Here is a 17,733-nt window from a genome sequence, read left to right on the forward strand (position 1 = left end):
GCCAGACAAAAATATTTAGGATAGAGATTTAAACTCATACCCCTTTTTACTAAATGTTTCTAACACCTTCGGAAGCACATACATCATATTCTTAGCGGCTTTTACACTATCGTGAAACACGATAATACTTCCTGCTTTACTTTTAGAAATGACATTTTCTAAACACTTTTCTTCGGAAAGATCTTGATCCCAATCAAAAGACAACACATCCCACATGATAATTTGATAACCCAAATCTATTAGTTTTTTACCTTGCTTTGGTTTTATTTGACCGTAAGGAGGGCGGAAAATTTTTGACTTCCCAGGAGTGATATGAGCGTTGATAATATCTTGGGTTTTAGCGACTTCTTTTAAGTAATTTTTGGTTTTCGTTTTCCAGCCTTTAACGTGATGTTGTGTGTGATTCCCAATGGTGTGACCATCATTGATAATATTTTTAAAGATGGCTGGATGCTTTTCGATATTGGCTCCAATACAGAAAAAGGTAGCCTTTGCATTGTATTGTTTAAGCGTTTCTATTGTCCAGTTGGTGATGTCTGGTGTTGGACCATCATCAAAAGTCAAAAACAATTCCTTTTTGGTAGTTGCGATGTCCCAAACATAGTTTGGGAACATTTTTTTAGCAACTGCGGGTGTTTTTACAGGAGCTATTTTCATCTAAATAATTTTATTAATAACCTACTGTTTAATATTTGCTAATGGTCGTTTTTAACTAAGTGCCCATTATGAGCTTTTAAAATTCACTATTGTTGGATGCCTAAGATACTATCAATGGTATCTTTTGGAATATCTCTGTCTTCTCTTTGTGGTTCTGCCTCAGTTTCATCTTCTCCAATAAAATGCTTAAAGAGCTTAAGGTAGTTGTTAAACTTCTCAGTTTCTTGCAGAGCAAATTCCTTATCATTATAGATGACTAATAAATCTACAAGGCTTCTATAGCGTTCGATATCTGTTACTATTTCGTCAAGGTAGCGCGTTTGATTTTTAATGGAAAGTTCGCTCCAATAGGATAGGCTTTCTTGATATTTTCTCGACACATCTGTGTATAGTTTTCTAGCTTTGTCCTTCTTGTCGATTTCGTAGTAGCCACTAATGTAAGGTTCCAATAAAGTGTAATAACCAAATTTATCTACTGGCATATTCTCCATGGCGATATCAGCTATTTTTTCGGCTTTGTCATATTGTTCCTCATTGATTAATTGTTCAATAAGTCTGGCAAGGTTCCCTCTATATGTGATTCCGTTTTTACGTGTTTCAACATCATGGTAAATATGGTCACTACCACTATTTCCCCAATCCCAAGATATAACTTTGTTATACATCAAATCAGAGTCTACACGTCCCATATCAAAAGGATTAGCTCTATCAACGGCTGTTTTTATTGGTACGAGTTTATAGCAAAGACCATCTAGTTGTAAATAATCTTTCATCCATATATAATCTTCATCGCTAAAAGCACCACCTGTAAAATAAATTGGGCGCTCCCAATTGTTGTTGGCAATAATATCTAGCATCAATAAACGATTTTTGTACAATCCACTACTCGAAATATTGAGATCAATAAACGGTTCGATTTTGTCGGCATCTTTTGGTTGTACGACTCCGTTTTTTAATACTGTAGCTTTATCAACAGGGACTCTAATATTACTTGTAGGTAAATAGTTAGCATCTAATAATTGTTTTGGATAACCAGTGGGATCTTCACCTCTTCGTTCCATGCCATATTTGAGGCTATATTTAGGGTCATCATTAGAAATGAAATCCATAAAGTCTTTGATTAGCATTGGATCCTCGGTAAGCTCGAATTTAGATATATAATCACGAGTTCCAAATCTATATTGCTCATGTGTTAATTGCGACGGAATAGGATCACTGTCATAGGCTTTACGCTTCATCTGATCGATGTACCAATCGGTTTGGAATAGACTGGTGTTGATCACACGAACGTCTGTTCTTACGCCTTCAATTTCCTGTAAATACCACAACGGGAAACTATCGTTGTCACCAATAGTGAACAATATAGAATTGGGCGCACAAGATTCGAGATATTTTCGAGCCATGGCTTGAGCGGTATATTTTTCAGATCGGTCATGATCATCCCAATTTTCAGCAGCTAGAATTCCAGGAACTAAAACCAAACAAACTACTGTAACAACAGGAGCCAAGAACTTGGAGCTGGTATATTTCCGAAGTAAATCAAAAATAGCATAGACCCCAAAACCAATCCATATAGCAAAAACATAGAAGGAACCAACAACTGAGTAATCGCGCTCTCGAGGTTCGAAAGGGCGTACATTGGTATAAAATTGTATGGCTAATCCAGTAAATAAGAAAAATACGAGCAATACCCAAAAGCGTTTAGGGTCTCTTGAGAGTACAAATAAAAACCCGATGATACCTAAAATTAGAGGTAACATATAATACGTATTTCTGGCCTTATTATTTTTAACGTCACTTGGGAGATTGTTCTGTGAGATACCTAAATGCCATTTGTCGATAGGGTCAATTCCGCTAATCCAGTTTCCATGTAAATCATCATATCTTCCTTGAATGTCGTCTTGTCTTCCGGAGAAATTCCACATAAAATAACGCCAATACATATAGCCTAATTGGTAATCTACCATATAATAAAGGTTGTCACCAAAGGAAGGCTTTTCAATATCTAAAAAGTCACGGCCAAATTGTTTTAGAAAGTCATTATATTCTTCATAATCAATTTTTCCTTGAGCAACTTCACTCCTAAAATTATTGACAATGTCACGCACCTGATTCTCCATCCGGTATTCGGGCTTGATTTTAAAATCAAGTAAGCCAGTAAACATCATATAATTTTCGGCGTGCTCAAAGCTCCACATCCTAGGTAAGATAGCAGCTTGTGTTGCGTTATAATTTTGTTTAGCGTTTTTCCATTCGTTTACAATGATATATTCACCTTTGTCATAATCTTTTTCATATTTAGGTTTGTCATCTATATAAGGGTTGTTTTCATCCAAGCCAGTATATTGTTCGGTAAATAATGGACCATAAAACAAGTGTGTTTCTGGATACTGTTCTAAGTTATAATAGGCTAATAATTCTCTGGCACTTGATGGATTATTTTCGTTGATGATTACATTGGCATTTGCTCGAATAGGTAACATTACCCATGATGAAAAACCAATAAAAATAAATATAAGGCAAAGCGTTAAGGTGTTAGCGTATTTGTAACCTTTCTCTCTCGTATATTTTAACCCGAAATAGAACGCAGCAATAACGAGCAGTCCTGCGATAATAGATCCAGAATTAAATGGAAGTCCAATAGTATTGACAAAGAAAATTTCCAAAGTACTAAAAAGGCGTAATGCATTTGGTAGTAGTAATTTGAAAATAAATAATAGTATGGCTGCCGCAATAACATTAGCAAGAATGAAATTGGTTACAGTGATCGTTTTATAGTTTTTAAAATAATAGATTAAGCCTAAAGCTGGAATGGTTAATAAGCCCATAAAGTGAACACCAAACGATAGCCCGATTACAAATGCAATTAATATTAACCATCTGTGTCCTCTAGGTTCGTGCATATCTTGTTCCCAACGCAACCCTAAATAAAAGAGAATAGACATGATAAGTGTTGCCATAGCATACACTTCGGTTTCAACGGCATTAAACCAAAATGAATCTGTGAATGTGAATGCTAGACTTCCTACTAAAGCACTTCCTAATATGGCTATATATTGATTTTTTGATAAAGGAACCTTAGAGGTATCCTCTGAGTTTTCTTTTCTAGGATTAGAAATTGCAGTGACTTTTAACATTAAAAGACTAATGGTCCAGAACATAAATAAAATGGTAAATGCACTAGAAACGGCACTCATCATATTGAGCATTGCGCCAATTTGGGCAGGTTCCAAAGCAAACATTGAGAAAAATGCGCCTAACATTTGAAATAAAGGTGCTCCTGGTGGATGACCTACTTGTAATTTTGATGAGGTGAGGATATATTCTCCTGCATCCCAAAAGCTAACTGTAGGTTCTATAGTTAGTCCGAACGTGATTAACGCTACGGTAAAAGCAAACCATCCTAAAATGGTATTCCATTTCTTGAAGTTGAAATGTGTCATAAAACAAGTCTATTTAATGCGAGCGAAATTAACAATAAATATCAAAAGCACTACTCATTTTAAGTAAAGGTTACCATTTTTTGATTTTTTTATAAAAAATTGTTTGTTCAAATGAAACTTTGTTTTAAATTTGCACCCTCTTTAAGAAATTGGCCCATGGTGTAACTGGCAACACGTCTGTTTTTGGTGCAGAAGAGTCTAGGTTCGAAACCTAGTGGGCCAACAAAAACTAAAAAGTCCTTACTATTAACGTAAGGACTTTTTCTTTTTTAATCATTTCTTACTTAAATCTTGAATGTTATTACAGGCCTTTTTGCATGATTTACTAAGTCTTCACTTATGCTTCCGTTGAAGAAATGAGCAATGCCTTGTCTGCCATGTGTACTAACACCTATTAAATCTGCATCTATAAGTTTAGAGAAATTTAGAATTCCTTTTTCAACAGATTCATCATTATAGATATTTATCGTAAAATTTTTAAAGCTATAATCCTCAATAAAGGTATTGATTCTATCATTGGCCTTTTCGGTTGTTGTAAAATTGCTAGCCGTATTAACCATTAGCAAATGTATTTGTGCGTCAAAAGCTGTTGCTAAATCGGTAGCCTGACGATAGGTTTCTCTATTGTCATTTTTAAAGTCTGATGCAAATACAATATCATCAATACTAAAATCTTCATAATCATTTTTAATAACCAAAACCGGAACATCAGAAGAACGAACTACCTTCTCGGCATTAGAACCAATAAACATTTCCTTTAGGCCACTTGCACCATGAGACCCCATGGTTATCATTGAAATATCATGCTCCTTGCAGATCTCCGTGATGCCGTTGAAAGAGCCATCAGGTTTTACAATTTCATGAACTGTAAGTCCTTCTAAATAGTCGCTGTCCATAATTTCTTTAAACTTTTGATGCGCCATTTTCATAAAAAACATAATTTCTGGTACATCAGCATGACTACTAACCGCATCTATTTCCTGCATCGGAATTTCTAACATGTGCAATAAATAAATCTCACTGCCGTGTTTTTTAGCGATTTGTGAAGCGACTTTTAGTGCGTTTTCTGCTTCTATTGAAAAATCGGTGGGAACGAGTATTTTTTTCATACGGATGGGTTTAAATTCAAGTACATAAATTTAATAATAAAAATCGAAAGTAAACGTATTTGTAGAAATCAATTAAAATGTTGTATATTTGCAGCGTTGTTTGAAGAAAAAAGAATAATGAGCGGACGGAAAGTCCGCTCTTTTTATACTTAAAAATGTTCAAGGGTACTGTTAAGAAATTATTAGACGAAGCGTTAAACCAACGAGAGGACCTATTTATAATCGATTTTGATGTGTTAGCTGATAATACAATAAAAGTAGTCATAGATGGTGATAAGGGTGTTTTGGTAGAAGATTGCATGTTTGTAAGTCGAGCTATCGAACATAACCTAGATAGAGAAGAACAAGATTTTTCGCTAGAAGTGTTATCTGCCGGCGCAACAGCACCTTTAACAAAATATAGGCAGTATAAAAAGAATCTAGGTAGAACACTAAGTGTGAAAACTATAGAGAATGAAACTATCGAAGGAACGCTTACCCAAGCTAATGAGGAAAAGATTCTTTTAGAGTGGAAAGCAAGAGAGCCTAAGCCAGTTGGTAAAGGTAAAGTAACCGTAAAAAAGCAAGCTGAAATTTCGTATGATGCGATTTCAAAAGCTCAAGTTGTAATAAAATTTTAATTCATAATAGTTATGGAAAATATTGCATTAATTGATTCGTTTTCAGAATTTAAAGACGAAAAATTAATCGATCGTGTAACACTAATGGCGATTTTAGAAGATGTATTAAGAAATGCATTGAAAAAGAAATATGGGGATGATGACAATTTTGATATCATTATAAATCCAGATAAAGGAGATTTAGAAATTTGGAGAAATAGAATTGTAGTAGCAGATGATGAGGTTGAAGAGCCAAATCAAGAGATTGCATTATCAGAAGCGCAAAAAATAGAACCAGATTTTGAAGTAGGTGAGGATGTAGCTGAAGAGGTGAAACTAGTAGATTTAGGTAGACGTTCAATTTTAGCATTACGTCAAAACTTAATATCTAAGATACACGAACACGATAATACAAACATATACAAGCAGTTTAAAGAGCTTGAAGGCGAGATTTATTCGGCTGAAGTTCACCATATTCGTCACAGAGCGATTATTTTATTGGATGATGATGGTAATGAGATTATCCTTCCAAAGGATAAACAAATACCATCAGACTTTTTTAGAAAAGGTGAGAATGTAAGAGGGATTATAGAAAGTGTTGAACTAAAAGGAAATAAGCCAGCAATTATTATGTCTAGAACGTCTCCAGCGTTTTTAGAGAAATTGTTTGAGCAAGAAATTCCTGAAGTATTTGATGGTTTAATTACCATTAAAAATGTAGTGAGAATTCCAGGTGAAAAAGCGAAAGTTGCTGTAGATTCTTATGATGATAGAATTGATCCAGTAGGTGCATGTGTTGGAATGAAAGGATCTAGAATTCACGGTATTGTTCGTGAATTGGGTAATGAAAATATCGATGTTATTAACTATACTAATAACCTCCAATTATTTATTACAAGAGCATTAAGTCCTGCAAGAGTAACATCTATTAAATTAAACGAAGAAACTAAGCGTGCTGAGGTTTTATTAAAACCAGAAGAAGTATCTAAAGCCATTGGTAGAGGTGGTCACAACATTAGATTAGCAGGTAAATTGACAGGTTACGAAATAGATGTGTTTAGAGAAGGTGCTGAAGAGGATGTAGAATTATCTGAATTCACAGATGAAATAGAAGGCTGGATTATTGATGAATTCAGTAAAGCAGGTTTAGATACTGCAAAAAGTATATTAGAACAAGATATTGTTGATCTTGTAAAACGTACCGATTTAGAAGAAGAAACAATATTAGATGTTATTAGAATTCTAAAAGAAGAATTCGAAGAATAATACCTGATTAACACAATAATGTTAATTTGGTATAAAAGATTTTTAAGTTATATTACAAGCAATTTATGGCTCAAACTAGATTAAATAAAGTATTAAGGGAACTTAACATCTCTATAGATCGTGCCGTTGATTTTCTAGAATCAAAGGGTGTCGAAATAGAGAAGAGCCCTAATACGAAAATATCAGAAGAGGTTTATTCTGTTCTTTCCAACGAATTTCAAACCGACGCTAATAAAAAAGTAGCTTCTTTGGAGGTTAGTGAAGCAAAACTAAAAGAAAAGGAAGAGCTCCGTGAGCAACGTGAGCGTGAATTGGAAGAGAAAGCTCTAAAAGAAGCAAAGAACCGTGAAGTTGTTAAGGCCAAAGCTGAACTTAGTGGTCCTAAGCAAGTTGGGAAAATCGACCTAGAAAAACCGAGAGAAAAGGCCAAAGTCGAAGAAATACCTGAGGTGAAAGAAGCGCCTGAGGTAAAAGAAGTGCCGAAAAAAGAACCGGTTAAAAAAGTTGTTGAAGAAAAAGAAGAACCAGTAGCTAAAAAGGAAACTCCTAAAGAGGCTCCTAAAAAAGAAAGTTCTAAAGAGGCTCCTAAAAAGGAAACCTCTAAAGATGCTCCTAAAAAGGAAGCTTCTAAAGATGCTCCTAAAAAGGAAACTTCTAAAGAGACGCCTAAAGAAGTAGCTGAAGTAAAACCTGAAGCTGATGCTGGGCCAGTTGAAGAAACTTTAAAAACACAATACAAGAAACTTTCAGGTCCAAAAATTGCAGGCGATAAAATTGATTTATCAAAATTCAATAAGCCCAAGAAGAAGAAGGAGGAAAAGAAGCCGGCTTCAGATTCAGATAATAAAAAGAAAAGACGCCGAATTAGTAAAGGGCCTACTCCAGGTGGAGATAATAGATCGACTACCAGAGGAGGAAGTCCAGGTGGAAACCAGAGAGGTGGTTATAAAGGCAAAAGCCAAGTAGGTAAACGAACAACTACTGTTAAAGCAGAGCCAAGTGCAGAAGAAGTACAAAAACAAGTACGTGAAACACTAGAGAAACTTCAAGGTAAATCTAGTAAAGGAAAAGGAGCTAAATACCGTAGAGAAAAAAGGGAACAACATAGAGAGCAGACCGAAATCGATCAAAAGATTGAAGATGCAGAAAGTAAGATTCTGAAAGTAACAGAGTTTGTAACAGCAAATGAAGTTGCTACAATGATGAATGTGTCTGTTACCGATATTATTTCAGCTTGTATGTCGCTTGGTATGATGGTTACTATGAACCAACGTTTAGATGCCGAAACATTATCTGTAGTAGCAGATGAGTTTGGTTATAACGTTGATTTTGTAACTGCTGATATTGAAGAATCTATTGAAGAAATAGTAGATAAACCAGAAGATTTAGTAACTCGTGCCCCAATTATTACGGTTATGGGTCACGTTGATCATGGTAAAACGTCTTTGTTAGATTATATACGTAATGAAAATGTAATCGCAGGAGAATCTGGTGGAATCACACAGCATATTGGTGCTTATGGTGTTCAGTTAGATAACGGACAAAAAATAGCATTCTTAGATACGCCAGGTCACGAGGCCTTTACAGCCATGCGTGCTCGTGGTGCTCAAGTTACCGATTTAGCAATTATTGTAGTTGCTGCGGATGATTCTATCATGCCACAAACTAAAGAAGCAATTGCGCATGCTCAAGCAGCAGAAGTGCCAATTGTTTTTGCGATAAATAAAATTGATAAAGTTGGAGCAAATCCTGAAAAAGTAAAAGAAGGATTAGCACAAATGAATTTATTAGTTGAAGATTGGGGTGGGAAAATCCAGTCCCATGATATTTCGGCTAAAAATGGAACAGGTATTAAAGAGTTATTAGAAAAAGTATTGCTTGAAGCCGAATTATTAGAGCTGAAAGCTAATCCAAATAAAAATGCAACTGGTACAGTTGTAGAAGCTTTCTTAGATAAAGGTCGTGGATATGTATCTACTATTTTAGTTCAAGCAGGAACGCTTCGAGTAGGAGATTATGTGCTTGCTGGTAAAAACAGTGGAAAAGTTAAGGCCATGCAAGATGAGCGTGGAAATGAAGTTAAAGTAGCTGGACCTTCAACGCCTGTATCAATTCTAGGATTGGATGGAGCGCCTCAAGCAGGTGACAAATTCAGTGTCTTTGAGGATGAGCGTGAAGCAAAACAAATTGCTGCAAAACGTACACAGTTACAACGTGAGCAATCGGTTAGAACACAACGTCATATTACACTAGATGAAATTGGACGTCGTATTGCACTTGGTGATTTCCAAGAATTAAATATCATCCTTAAAGGTGATGTGGATGGTTCTGTGGAAGCATTAACAGATTCGTTCCAGAAATTATCTACAGAAGAAATACAAGTTAATATTATACATAAAGGTGTTGGTGCTATTACTGAAAGTGATGTGTTACTAGCAACTGCTTCTGATGCGATTATTATCGGATTTAACGTGAGACCAATGGGTAATGCGCGTCAAATTGCGGATAAGGAAGAAATCGATATCAGAATGTACTCGATTATTTATGATGCGATTAATGATCTTAAAGATGCGATGGAAGGTATGTTATCTCCAGAGCTTAAAGAAGAGATTACTGGTACTGCTGAAATTAGAGAGACATTCAAAATTTCTAAAATTGGTACGATTGCAGGATGTATGGTGACTGACGGGAAAATTTACAGAAACTCTGGAATTCGTTTAATTAGAGATGGTGTTGTAATTCACACAGGAGAATTATCATCGTTGAAACGATTTAAAGATGATGCGAAAGAAGTTGCAAAAGGTTATGATTGTGGTGTCCAGATGAAAAACTATAACGACATTCAAATAGATGATGTTCTAGAAGCCTTCCAAGAAGTTGAGGTAAAAAAGAAACTCAAATAATCACAATAAGAAATAAAAAAAGCGACTCCTAGAGTCGCTTTTTTTTATAGCATGAATTAGTTGAATTTCTAATTATCTTTTTTAGGTTCAAAAACCATAGCTTTTGAAAATTTCTTCTTGATTTTTAAAAGTGCAATGTCTGCTTCTAATCGTGTACTAAAATTACCTACCCAAACTTTATAATTTGGTGTTTCATAAACGACATCAGTTGGCCATTGTGAAAATGTGTTTATAAATGTTTGTTCTAGTGCCATCGCTTTTGAGCGAGACCCAAAATCTAATTGTATTTTATATAAATCTGCAGTTTTTACATCTTTCTTGTATTCTAGTAGTTTTGAGATGTCACTATCTTGATCGATTGTGACTACACCGTCTTGAGCAAATGTAGAATGTGCAAACGCAAAGAACGCTAGTGAAATCATTGATATTTTTAATGTGTTTGCTTTCATAATTTTTGAAATTTGATACAAAGAAAACGTTTTTTTTTAAGTGTTGTTTTAATAGTTTAAAATAATAACTATTTTCGATGCTAAATTATTATTTAGAATCCTTATAAATTATCAATTAACAGTTCTGTAACATTTCTAAAATGGTCTATAAGTATTATTTTTGCATGACATTTTACAAACGTTTTTTCAATAGCAATAATGAAAAAATCATACCAAAGTTTAGAAGATAATTCAACTAACAATATGATACAGGTGATTTACCGACATTTAGCCTCAAAGATTCCTTACTTAGGATTGGTTATTTTACTTACGTTTTCCACTTCACTTACTGCCCAAGAAGGCGATCCTGCAAAAGGAAAAACTTTATTTAATACCAACTGTGCGTCTTGTCATCAATTAGACAAGAAAATGACTGGACCAGCACTACGTTATGTAGAAACCCGTTTAGACGAAGAGCAGGGATTGGACAGAGAGTGGCTTAGTGCTTGGATTAGAAATAGTGCAGGAATGGTGAAATCTGGTGATGCTTATGCTAATCAGATTTTCAATGAGTACAACGGAACTGCAATGACAGCATTCCCGCAATTAGAAGACCAAGATATTGCAGATATTTTAGCATATACAGCTACTGATCCACCTGTAAAAGAAGTTTCTGGTCCAGAAACTGAGATTAAGGATGGTGATCAAGGCGGAATTTCAAACAAATTAATCTTAGGTGCTCTAGCGATATTATTTGCCTTATTAGCAATTGCTTTAGTATTAGTTAGAAAAACATTAGATCGTTTTGCTGAAGAAAAAGGTATTGAAGCAGCTTCAAAAGATAAGAGTCTTCCAATCTGGAAAGCTTTTGTTCAAAATCAATTTTTGGTTTTAGTAACTGCAATCTTCTTCTTGTTAGCAAGTGCTTATTTTATATATGGTTATACGATGCAATTAGGGGTTGATCAAGGGTATCAGCCAGTTCAACCAATTCATTTCTCTCACAAAGTACATGCAGGAGATAATGGTATCGATTGTAAATACTGTCACTCTTCAGCAAGAGTGAGTAAGCATTCAGGTATTCCTTCATTGAATATTTGTATGAACTGTCACAAGTCGATTTACGAATACAATGGAGAAACATCAGAGAAGTATGACAAGGCATTTTATGATGCTGAAATTCAGAAGTTATATGCAGCTGCTGGATGGAGTGATGCAGATCAAAAATATACAGGAGACACAAATCCGGTGAAATGGGTGAGAATTCATAATCTTCCAGATTTTGCTTACTTCAATCACTCGCAACATGTTGAGGTTGCAGGTATACAATGTCAAACATGTCATGGTCCTGTTGAAGAAATGGAAGTGATGTATCAGCATGCACCATTAACAATGGGTTGGTGTATTAACTGTCATAGAGAAACAAATGTAAAAGTTGAAGGTAATGCGTATTACACAAAAATACATGAGCAATTATCTAAAAAATATGGTGTAGACCAACTTACAGCTGCTCAAATGGGTGGATTAGAATGTGGTAAGTGTCACCATTAATTAATAATAATAAGAAGTAATTCAATTATATAATATGTCATCAAACAAGAAATACTGGAAAAGTGTTGAAGAGCTAAACGAGAACAGCTCTATTGTTGAGACGCTAAAACAAAATGAATTTGTTGAAGAGATTCCAACTGGTGAATTCTTAGGAAATAAAGAATCATTAGAATCTTCTTCTACGACGCGTCGTGACTTTTTGAAGTACGTAGGTTTTAGTACTGCTGCTGCATCACTTGCAGCTTGTGAAGGGCCAGTAATTAAGTCGATTCCTTATGTTGTACAGCCGGAATCTATTGTTCCTGGTGTTGCTAACTATTATGCAACAACTATTGCAAATGGTTTTGATTTCGCAAGTGTTTTAGTAAAGACGCGTGAAGGTCGTCCTATCAAAATTGAAAACAACAACTTAGCAAAAACACATAGTGGTGCTAATGCAAGAGTTAACGCTTCTGTTTTAGGATTATACGATAGCCTAAGAGCTAAAGGCCCAATGAAAGGCGATGCTGCTATTTCTTGGGAAACTTTTGATACTGAAACCAATCAGAAATTAACAGATTTGATGACTGCTGGTAAAGAGATTGTGTTATTAACACAAACTTATGCTAGTCCGTCTACGTCTAAATTAATTTCAGAATTCAAATCTAAATACGGAAATGTACGTCATGTCATTTATGATGCTGTTTCAGAATCTGCTGCATTAGATGCTTTTGAAGCGAAATATAATACGCGTGGATTAGCTGGTTATGATTTCTCTAAAGCAACGACTATTGTTTCAGTTGGAGCAGATTTCTTAGGAGATTGGCAAGGTGGTGGATTTGATTCTGGATATGCGAAAGGACGTGTTCCGAAGAACGGAAAAATGTCTCGCCATATTCAGTTTGAATCAAATATGTCGTTAACTGGTGCTAACGCAGACAAGCGTGTGCCTTTAACACCAAGTCAGCAAAAACAAGTATTAGCTAAATTATATAGTTTAGTTGTAGGAGGATCTGCTTCTACAGATTTACCAGAATATATAAATGCTGCTGTTCAAAAAGCGGCTACAGAATTAAAAAGAGCAGGAAGTAACGGTATTTTAGTTACTGGAATTCAAGAAGTCAATGCGCAAACTGTGGCATTAGCTATCAACGAATCGTTAGGAAGTAAAGCATTTGATGCTTCTACACCTATTTTAACAAGACAAGGTAATAACGCATCTGTAACTAAATTAGTTGCAGATATGAAAGCTGGACGTGTAGGCGGGATCATCATGAGTGGTGTTAACCCAATGTATACATTACCAAATGCGGCTGATTTTGCTGAAGGTCTTGAAAAAACAGAATTATCTATCGCTTTCTCTATGAAAGCTGATGAAACATCTACAAGAGCACAATATATTGCTGCTGCACCTCATTACTTAGAGTCTTGGGGAGATGTTGAGCTTAAGAAAGGACATTATAGTTTAATGCAACCGACAATTCGTACGTTGTTTGATACGCGTCAGTTTCAAGAAGCATTATTATTATGGACTGGAAATAGTAAAAACTATCGTGAATACATAAAGGAAACTTGGGGAACAGGAATCCTAACAGGTTCTTCTTTTAATAAAGCCTTACAAGATGGTGTATATGTTGGTAGTATTGCTACGGAAACAGTAGATACAACATCAGAAGGAACAAATGTTGTCGATGATTTATTCGCGGCAGTTGTGCCAACAGTAGCTTCAGCAGGAAGTGCGGCAAGAGCATTAGCATCTTCTTCGAAATCTGAAGGAATGGAATTGTCATTATATACTAAAGTTGGTATGGGTGACGGTCAACAAGCAAATAATCCATGGTTGCAAGAGTTTCCAGATCCAATTACAAGAACATCTTGGGATAACTACTTAACAATCTCTACTGCAGATGCAACTTCATTAAATTTAATTAATGAACATGTAGCAACAGGAGCCTTAAATGGTAGTTATGCAGATTTAGAAGTAAACGGAATTCCACTTAAAAATGTACCTGTAATTATTCAACCAGGACAAGCTAAAGGATCTATAGGATTATCTTTAGGATATGGTAGATCGGCAGGTTTGAAAGATGAAATGATGACTGGTGTTAATGCATATGTATTATACCAGAATTTCAATACAGCACAAAGCGTTTCTATTAGTAAAGCTTCAGGAGCTCATGAATTTGCATGTGTTCAGTTGCAAAATACATTAATGGGTCGTGGAGATATCATTAAGGAAACAACATTAGAGATATTTAATACTTACGATAGTCAAGATCGTAAAAACGGTTGGAATAGAATACCAACGGTATCATTAAACCATGAGGAAGTAGCTATTACTTCTCCAGAGGTTGATTTATGGGATGAGTTTGATCGTTCAATTGGACATCACTTTAACTTGTCTATCGACTTGAATTCTTGTACAGGTTGTGGTGCGTGTGTGATTGCATGTCATGCTGAAAACAATGTACCAGTTGTTGGTAAAGAAGAAATTAGACGTAGTCGTGATCTGCATTGGTTACGTATTGATAGATATTATTCTTCAGAAGATACATTCGCTGAAGATGACACCAAAAAAGATGAATTTTCTGGACTTACTGGAGATAAAGGTTCATTAAGTGGATTTGCTGAATTAGAACATCCAGCTGATAATCCACAAGTAGCGTTCCAACCAGTAATGTGTCAGCATTGTAACCACGCACCTTGTGAAACTGTATGTCCAGTGGCAGCAACATCACATGGTCGTCAAGGGCAAAACCACATGGCGTATAACCGTTGTGTAGGTACGCGTTACTGTGCGAATAACTGTCCGTATAAAGTCCGTCGTTTCAACTGGTTCTTATACAATCAAAATGATGAGTTTGATTACCACATGAATGATGACTTAGGTCGTATGGTATTAAATCCAGATGTAACAGTACGTTCTCGTGGGGTGATGGAAAAATGTTCGATGTGTATTCAAATGACACAAAAAACAATCCTAGATGCAAAACGTGATGGACGTGTGATTAAAGATGGTGAATTCCAAACAGCTTGTTCTGCAGCTTGTAGTAGTGGAGCTATGTCATTTGGAGATATCAATGATAAAGGCAGTCAAGTTGCAAAACTTAAAGAAGATGATCGTATGTATCACTTATTAGAAGGTGTTGGTACTAAACCTAATGTTCAGTATCATACTAAAGTGAGAAATACAACAGAAGCATAAAAAATTAATTAAGAAACAATTATAATAGATTATGGCGTCTCATTACGAAGCACCTATTAGAAGACCCTTAGTTACAGGAGAAAAATCATATCACGATGTATCGGTAGATGTGGCAGCTCCTGTTGAAGGAAAAGCAAACAAAGCTTGGTGGATTGTGTTTTCAATCGCACTTGTCGCATTCCTTTGGGGAATTGGGTGTATTATCTATACAATTTCTACAGGTATTGGAACTTGGGGTTTGAACAAAACCGTTGGTTGGGCTTGGGATATTACTAACTTCGTTTGGTGGGTTGGTATTGGTCATGCAGGAACTTTGATTTCTGCTGTACTATTACTTTTCCGTCAAAAATGGAGAATGGCGATTAACCGTTCTGCAGAAGCAATGACAATTTTCTCAGTAATTCAAGCAGGGTTGTTTCCAATTATACACATGGGTCGTCCATGGTTAGGATACTGGGTACTACCTATTCCAAACCAGTTTGGGTCACTTTGGGTAAACTTTAACTCCCCATTACTTTGGGATGTATTTGCGATTTCTACATATTTATCAGTTTCATTAGTATTCTGGTGGACTGGTTTATTACCTGATTTCGCGATGATTCGTGATAGAGCAGTGAAACCTTTCCAAAAGAAAATCTATTCTTTATTAAGTTTCGGATGGTCAGGACGTGCTAAAGATTGGCAACGTTTTGAGGAAGTATCTTTGGTACTTGCAGGTTTAGCAACACCATTAGTGCTTTCAGTACATACGATTGTATCGTTTGATTTCGCAACCTCTGTAATTCCTGGTTGGCATACAACAATCTTCCCTCCGTACTTTGTTGCTGGAGCGATTTTCTCAGGATTTGCAATGGTAAACACACTTCTTATTATCATGAGAAAGGTGTGTAACTTAGAAGATTATATTACAGTACAACACATCGAATTAATGAACATCGTTATTATGCTTACGGGTTCTATAGTCGGTGTAGCATATATTACTGAGTTATTTATCGCATGGTATTCTGGAGTTGAGTACGAACAATATGCATTCTTAAACAGAGCAACAGGTCCTTACGCTTGGGCTTACTGGATGATGATGTCATGTAATGTATTCTCACCTCAGTTTATGTGGTTTAAAAAATTAAGAACGAGCATTATGTTCTCATTCTTTATCTCTATCGTTGTAAACGTTGGAATGTGGTTTGAGCGTTTCGTAATTATCGTAACATCATTACACAGAGATTACTTGCCATCGTCTTGGACAATGTTTTCACCAACATTTGTTGATATTGGAATTTTCATTGGAACGATTGGTTTCTTCTTCGTATTATTCTTATTGTATGCGAGAACATTCCCTGTGATTGCTCAAGCAGAAGTAAAAACCATCTTGAAATCTTCGGGAGAACGTTACAAGAAAATAAGAGATCGTGGAGATAGTTTAGTAGGTACTGGTTCAGATGAAAGAACTTCAGTCAAAAATAATAAAGAAACAAAAAACTAAAAGTAGCATATGGAAGCTTCAAAAGTAATTCACGCTATTTATACAGATGATGATGTTTTAATGGCAGCCGTTAAAAAGGTGAAGTCTGCACATCATCATATTGAAGAGATTTATACGCCTTTTCCAGTTCACGGACTAGACAAAGCGATGGGATTAGCTCCTACAAGAATAGCTATTGCATCATTTATATATGGATGTATTGGTTTAACTGTAGCAATTGTAATGATGAATTTCATTATGATTGAAGATTGGCCTCAAGATATTGGTGGTAAACCAAGTTTTAGCTACATCGAGAATATGCCTGCATTTGTACCAATTATGTTTGAGTTAACTGTGTTTTTCGCAGCTCACTTAATGGTAATCACATTTTATTTAAGAAGTAGAATGTGGCCATTTAAAAAAGCTGAAAACCCAGACCCAAGAACAACTGATGACCACTTTTTAATGGAAATCCCAGTTCATGGAAATGAAGATGAATTGACAGATTTGTTGAAAGAAACTGGAGCAGTAGAAATTAATTTAATTGATAAAGCGCATTAAACGATAAATATGAAAAGCTTAATTAAAATAGCAATAGTATTAATGGTATTTGCAAGTGTTGTAGCCTGTAAAAAGGATACAAGACCTAATTACCAATTCATGCCTAACATGTATGAGCCGGTATCTTATGAAGCTTACCAAGAATCTGATGCTTTTCCAGGAGGTGTTGAAGCTCAATTGCCTGCAGAAGGTTCAATTCCTAGAGGTGATCATATGCCTTTTGAAATTGAAAATACAACTGAAGGTTACGACTTAGCAAAAGCGTCATTAGTAAGCCCGTTAGATTCTATGCAAATAGATGCTGAGAGAGCTGCTCCATTATATGATATCTACTGTGGAATTTGCCATGGTAAGAAGGGTAATGGTCAAGGTACTTTAGTAAAGAATGAAAAAATATTAGGGATACCTAGTTATGATGATGCAGGTCGAGCGATTACAGCAGGTAGTATCTACCACACGATCTACTACGGAAAAAATGCAATGGGTTCTTATGCGAATCAACTTAATGAAGAAGAACGTTGGCAAGTTGTTGATTATGTGTTGAAGCTAAAAGCAGACTTAGAAAAATAA

General features: G+C 35.5%; 12 protein-coding genes and 1 tRNA gene. 9 read left to right on the forward strand and 4 right to left on the reverse strand.

What is annotated here, in order from left to right:
• Positions 1-15: 15 nt before the first annotated feature.
• A complete protein-coding gene (locus tag V7719_RS12010; RefSeq protein ID WP_335730153.1) occupies positions 16-657 on the reverse strand; it encodes a polysaccharide deacetylase family protein in 642 nt (213 codons plus the stop codon).
• An 86-nt stretch (positions 658-743) separates the two neighbouring features.
• Positions 744-4,100 (reverse strand): glycosyltransferase family 117 protein, encoded by a 3,357-nt coding sequence (locus V7719_RS12015; protein WP_335730154.1) that lies wholly within the window; start codon positions 4,098-4,100, stop codon positions 744-746.
• 150 nt (positions 4,101-4,250) lie between these two features.
• Between V7719_RS12015 and V7719_RS12020 the strand changes: the two genes are divergently transcribed.
• Positions 4,251-4,323: transfer RNA gene (locus V7719_RS12020), tRNA-Gln, on the forward strand.
• 61 nt (positions 4,324-4,384) lie between these two features.
• Here the strand turns inward: V7719_RS12020 and V7719_RS12025 are convergent.
• The gene (locus tag V7719_RS12025; RefSeq protein ID WP_335730155.1) at positions 4,385-5,209 is read right to left on the reverse strand and encodes a universal stress protein; all 825 of its coding nucleotides are present in this window, start codon (positions 5,207-5,209) and stop codon (positions 4,385-4,387) included.
• Between the two features lie 155 nt (positions 5,210-5,364).
• On the opposite strand from V7719_RS12025, the gene rimP reads away from it, so the two are divergent.
• The 3 genes from rimP to infB all read left to right on the forward strand — a co-directional run bounded on the left by rimP (position 5,365) and on the right by infB (position 9,977).
• A complete protein-coding gene (rimP, locus tag V7719_RS12030; RefSeq protein WP_335730156.1) occupies positions 5,365-5,829 on the forward strand; it encodes a ribosome assembly cofactor RimP in 465 nt (154 codons plus the stop codon).
• Between the two features lie 12 nt (positions 5,830-5,841).
• Positions 5,842-7,074, forward strand: coding sequence for a transcription termination factor NusA (nusA, locus tag V7719_RS12035; RefSeq protein WP_335730157.1), 1,233 nt, complete (start codon positions 5,842-5,844; stop codon positions 7,072-7,074).
• 65 nt (positions 7,075-7,139) lie between these two features.
• Complete coding sequence (gene infB / locus V7719_RS12040) at positions 7,140-9,977, forward strand: translation initiation factor IF-2 (RefSeq protein WP_335730158.1); 2,838 nt, start codon at positions 7,140-7,142, stop codon at positions 9,975-9,977.
• Positions 9,978-10,045: 68 nt separating this feature from the next.
• On the opposite strand, the gene V7719_RS12045 is transcribed toward infB, so the two are convergent.
• On the reverse strand, positions 10,046-10,426 hold the full coding sequence (locus V7719_RS12045) for an SPOR domain-containing protein (protein WP_335730159.1): 381 nt from the start codon (positions 10,424-10,426) through the stop codon (positions 10,046-10,048).
• Positions 10,427-10,669: 243 nt separating this feature from the next.
• Between V7719_RS12045 and V7719_RS12050 the strand changes: the two genes are divergently transcribed.
• From V7719_RS12050 to V7719_RS12070, 5 genes are read left to right on the forward strand one after another with little or no spacing between them, the layout of a single operon-like run.
• Positions 10,670-11,956, forward strand: coding sequence for a c-type cytochrome (locus V7719_RS12050; RefSeq protein WP_335730208.1), 1,287 nt, complete (start codon positions 10,670-10,672; stop codon positions 11,954-11,956).
• A 34-nt stretch (positions 11,957-11,990) separates the two neighbouring features.
• Positions 11,991-15,140 (forward strand): TAT-variant-translocated molybdopterin oxidoreductase, encoded by a 3,150-nt coding sequence (locus V7719_RS12055; RefSeq protein ID WP_335730160.1) that lies wholly within the window; start codon positions 11,991-11,993, stop codon positions 15,138-15,140.
• Positions 15,141-15,171: 31 nt separating this feature from the next.
• A complete protein-coding gene (gene nrfD, locus V7719_RS12060; protein ID WP_335730161.1) occupies positions 15,172-16,623 on the forward strand; it encodes an NrfD/PsrC family molybdoenzyme membrane anchor subunit in 1,452 nt (483 codons plus the stop codon).
• 9 nt (positions 16,624-16,632) lie between these two features.
• Positions 16,633-17,163 carry a DUF3341 domain-containing protein gene (locus V7719_RS12065; RefSeq protein WP_335730162.1) on the forward strand — a complete coding sequence of 177 codons (531 nt, stop codon included), beginning with the start codon at positions 16,633-16,635 and terminating at the stop codon, positions 17,161-17,163.
• A gap of 9 nt (positions 17,164-17,172) precedes the next feature.
• Positions 17,173-17,733 carry a c-type cytochrome gene (locus V7719_RS12070; protein ID WP_335730163.1) on the forward strand — a complete coding sequence of 187 codons (561 nt, stop codon included), beginning with the start codon at positions 17,173-17,175 and terminating at the stop codon, positions 17,731-17,733.

Source organism: Psychroserpens sp., from assembly GCF_036960315.1.
GTDB lineage: Bacteria > Bacteroidota > Bacteroidia > Flavobacteriales > Flavobacteriaceae > Psychroserpens.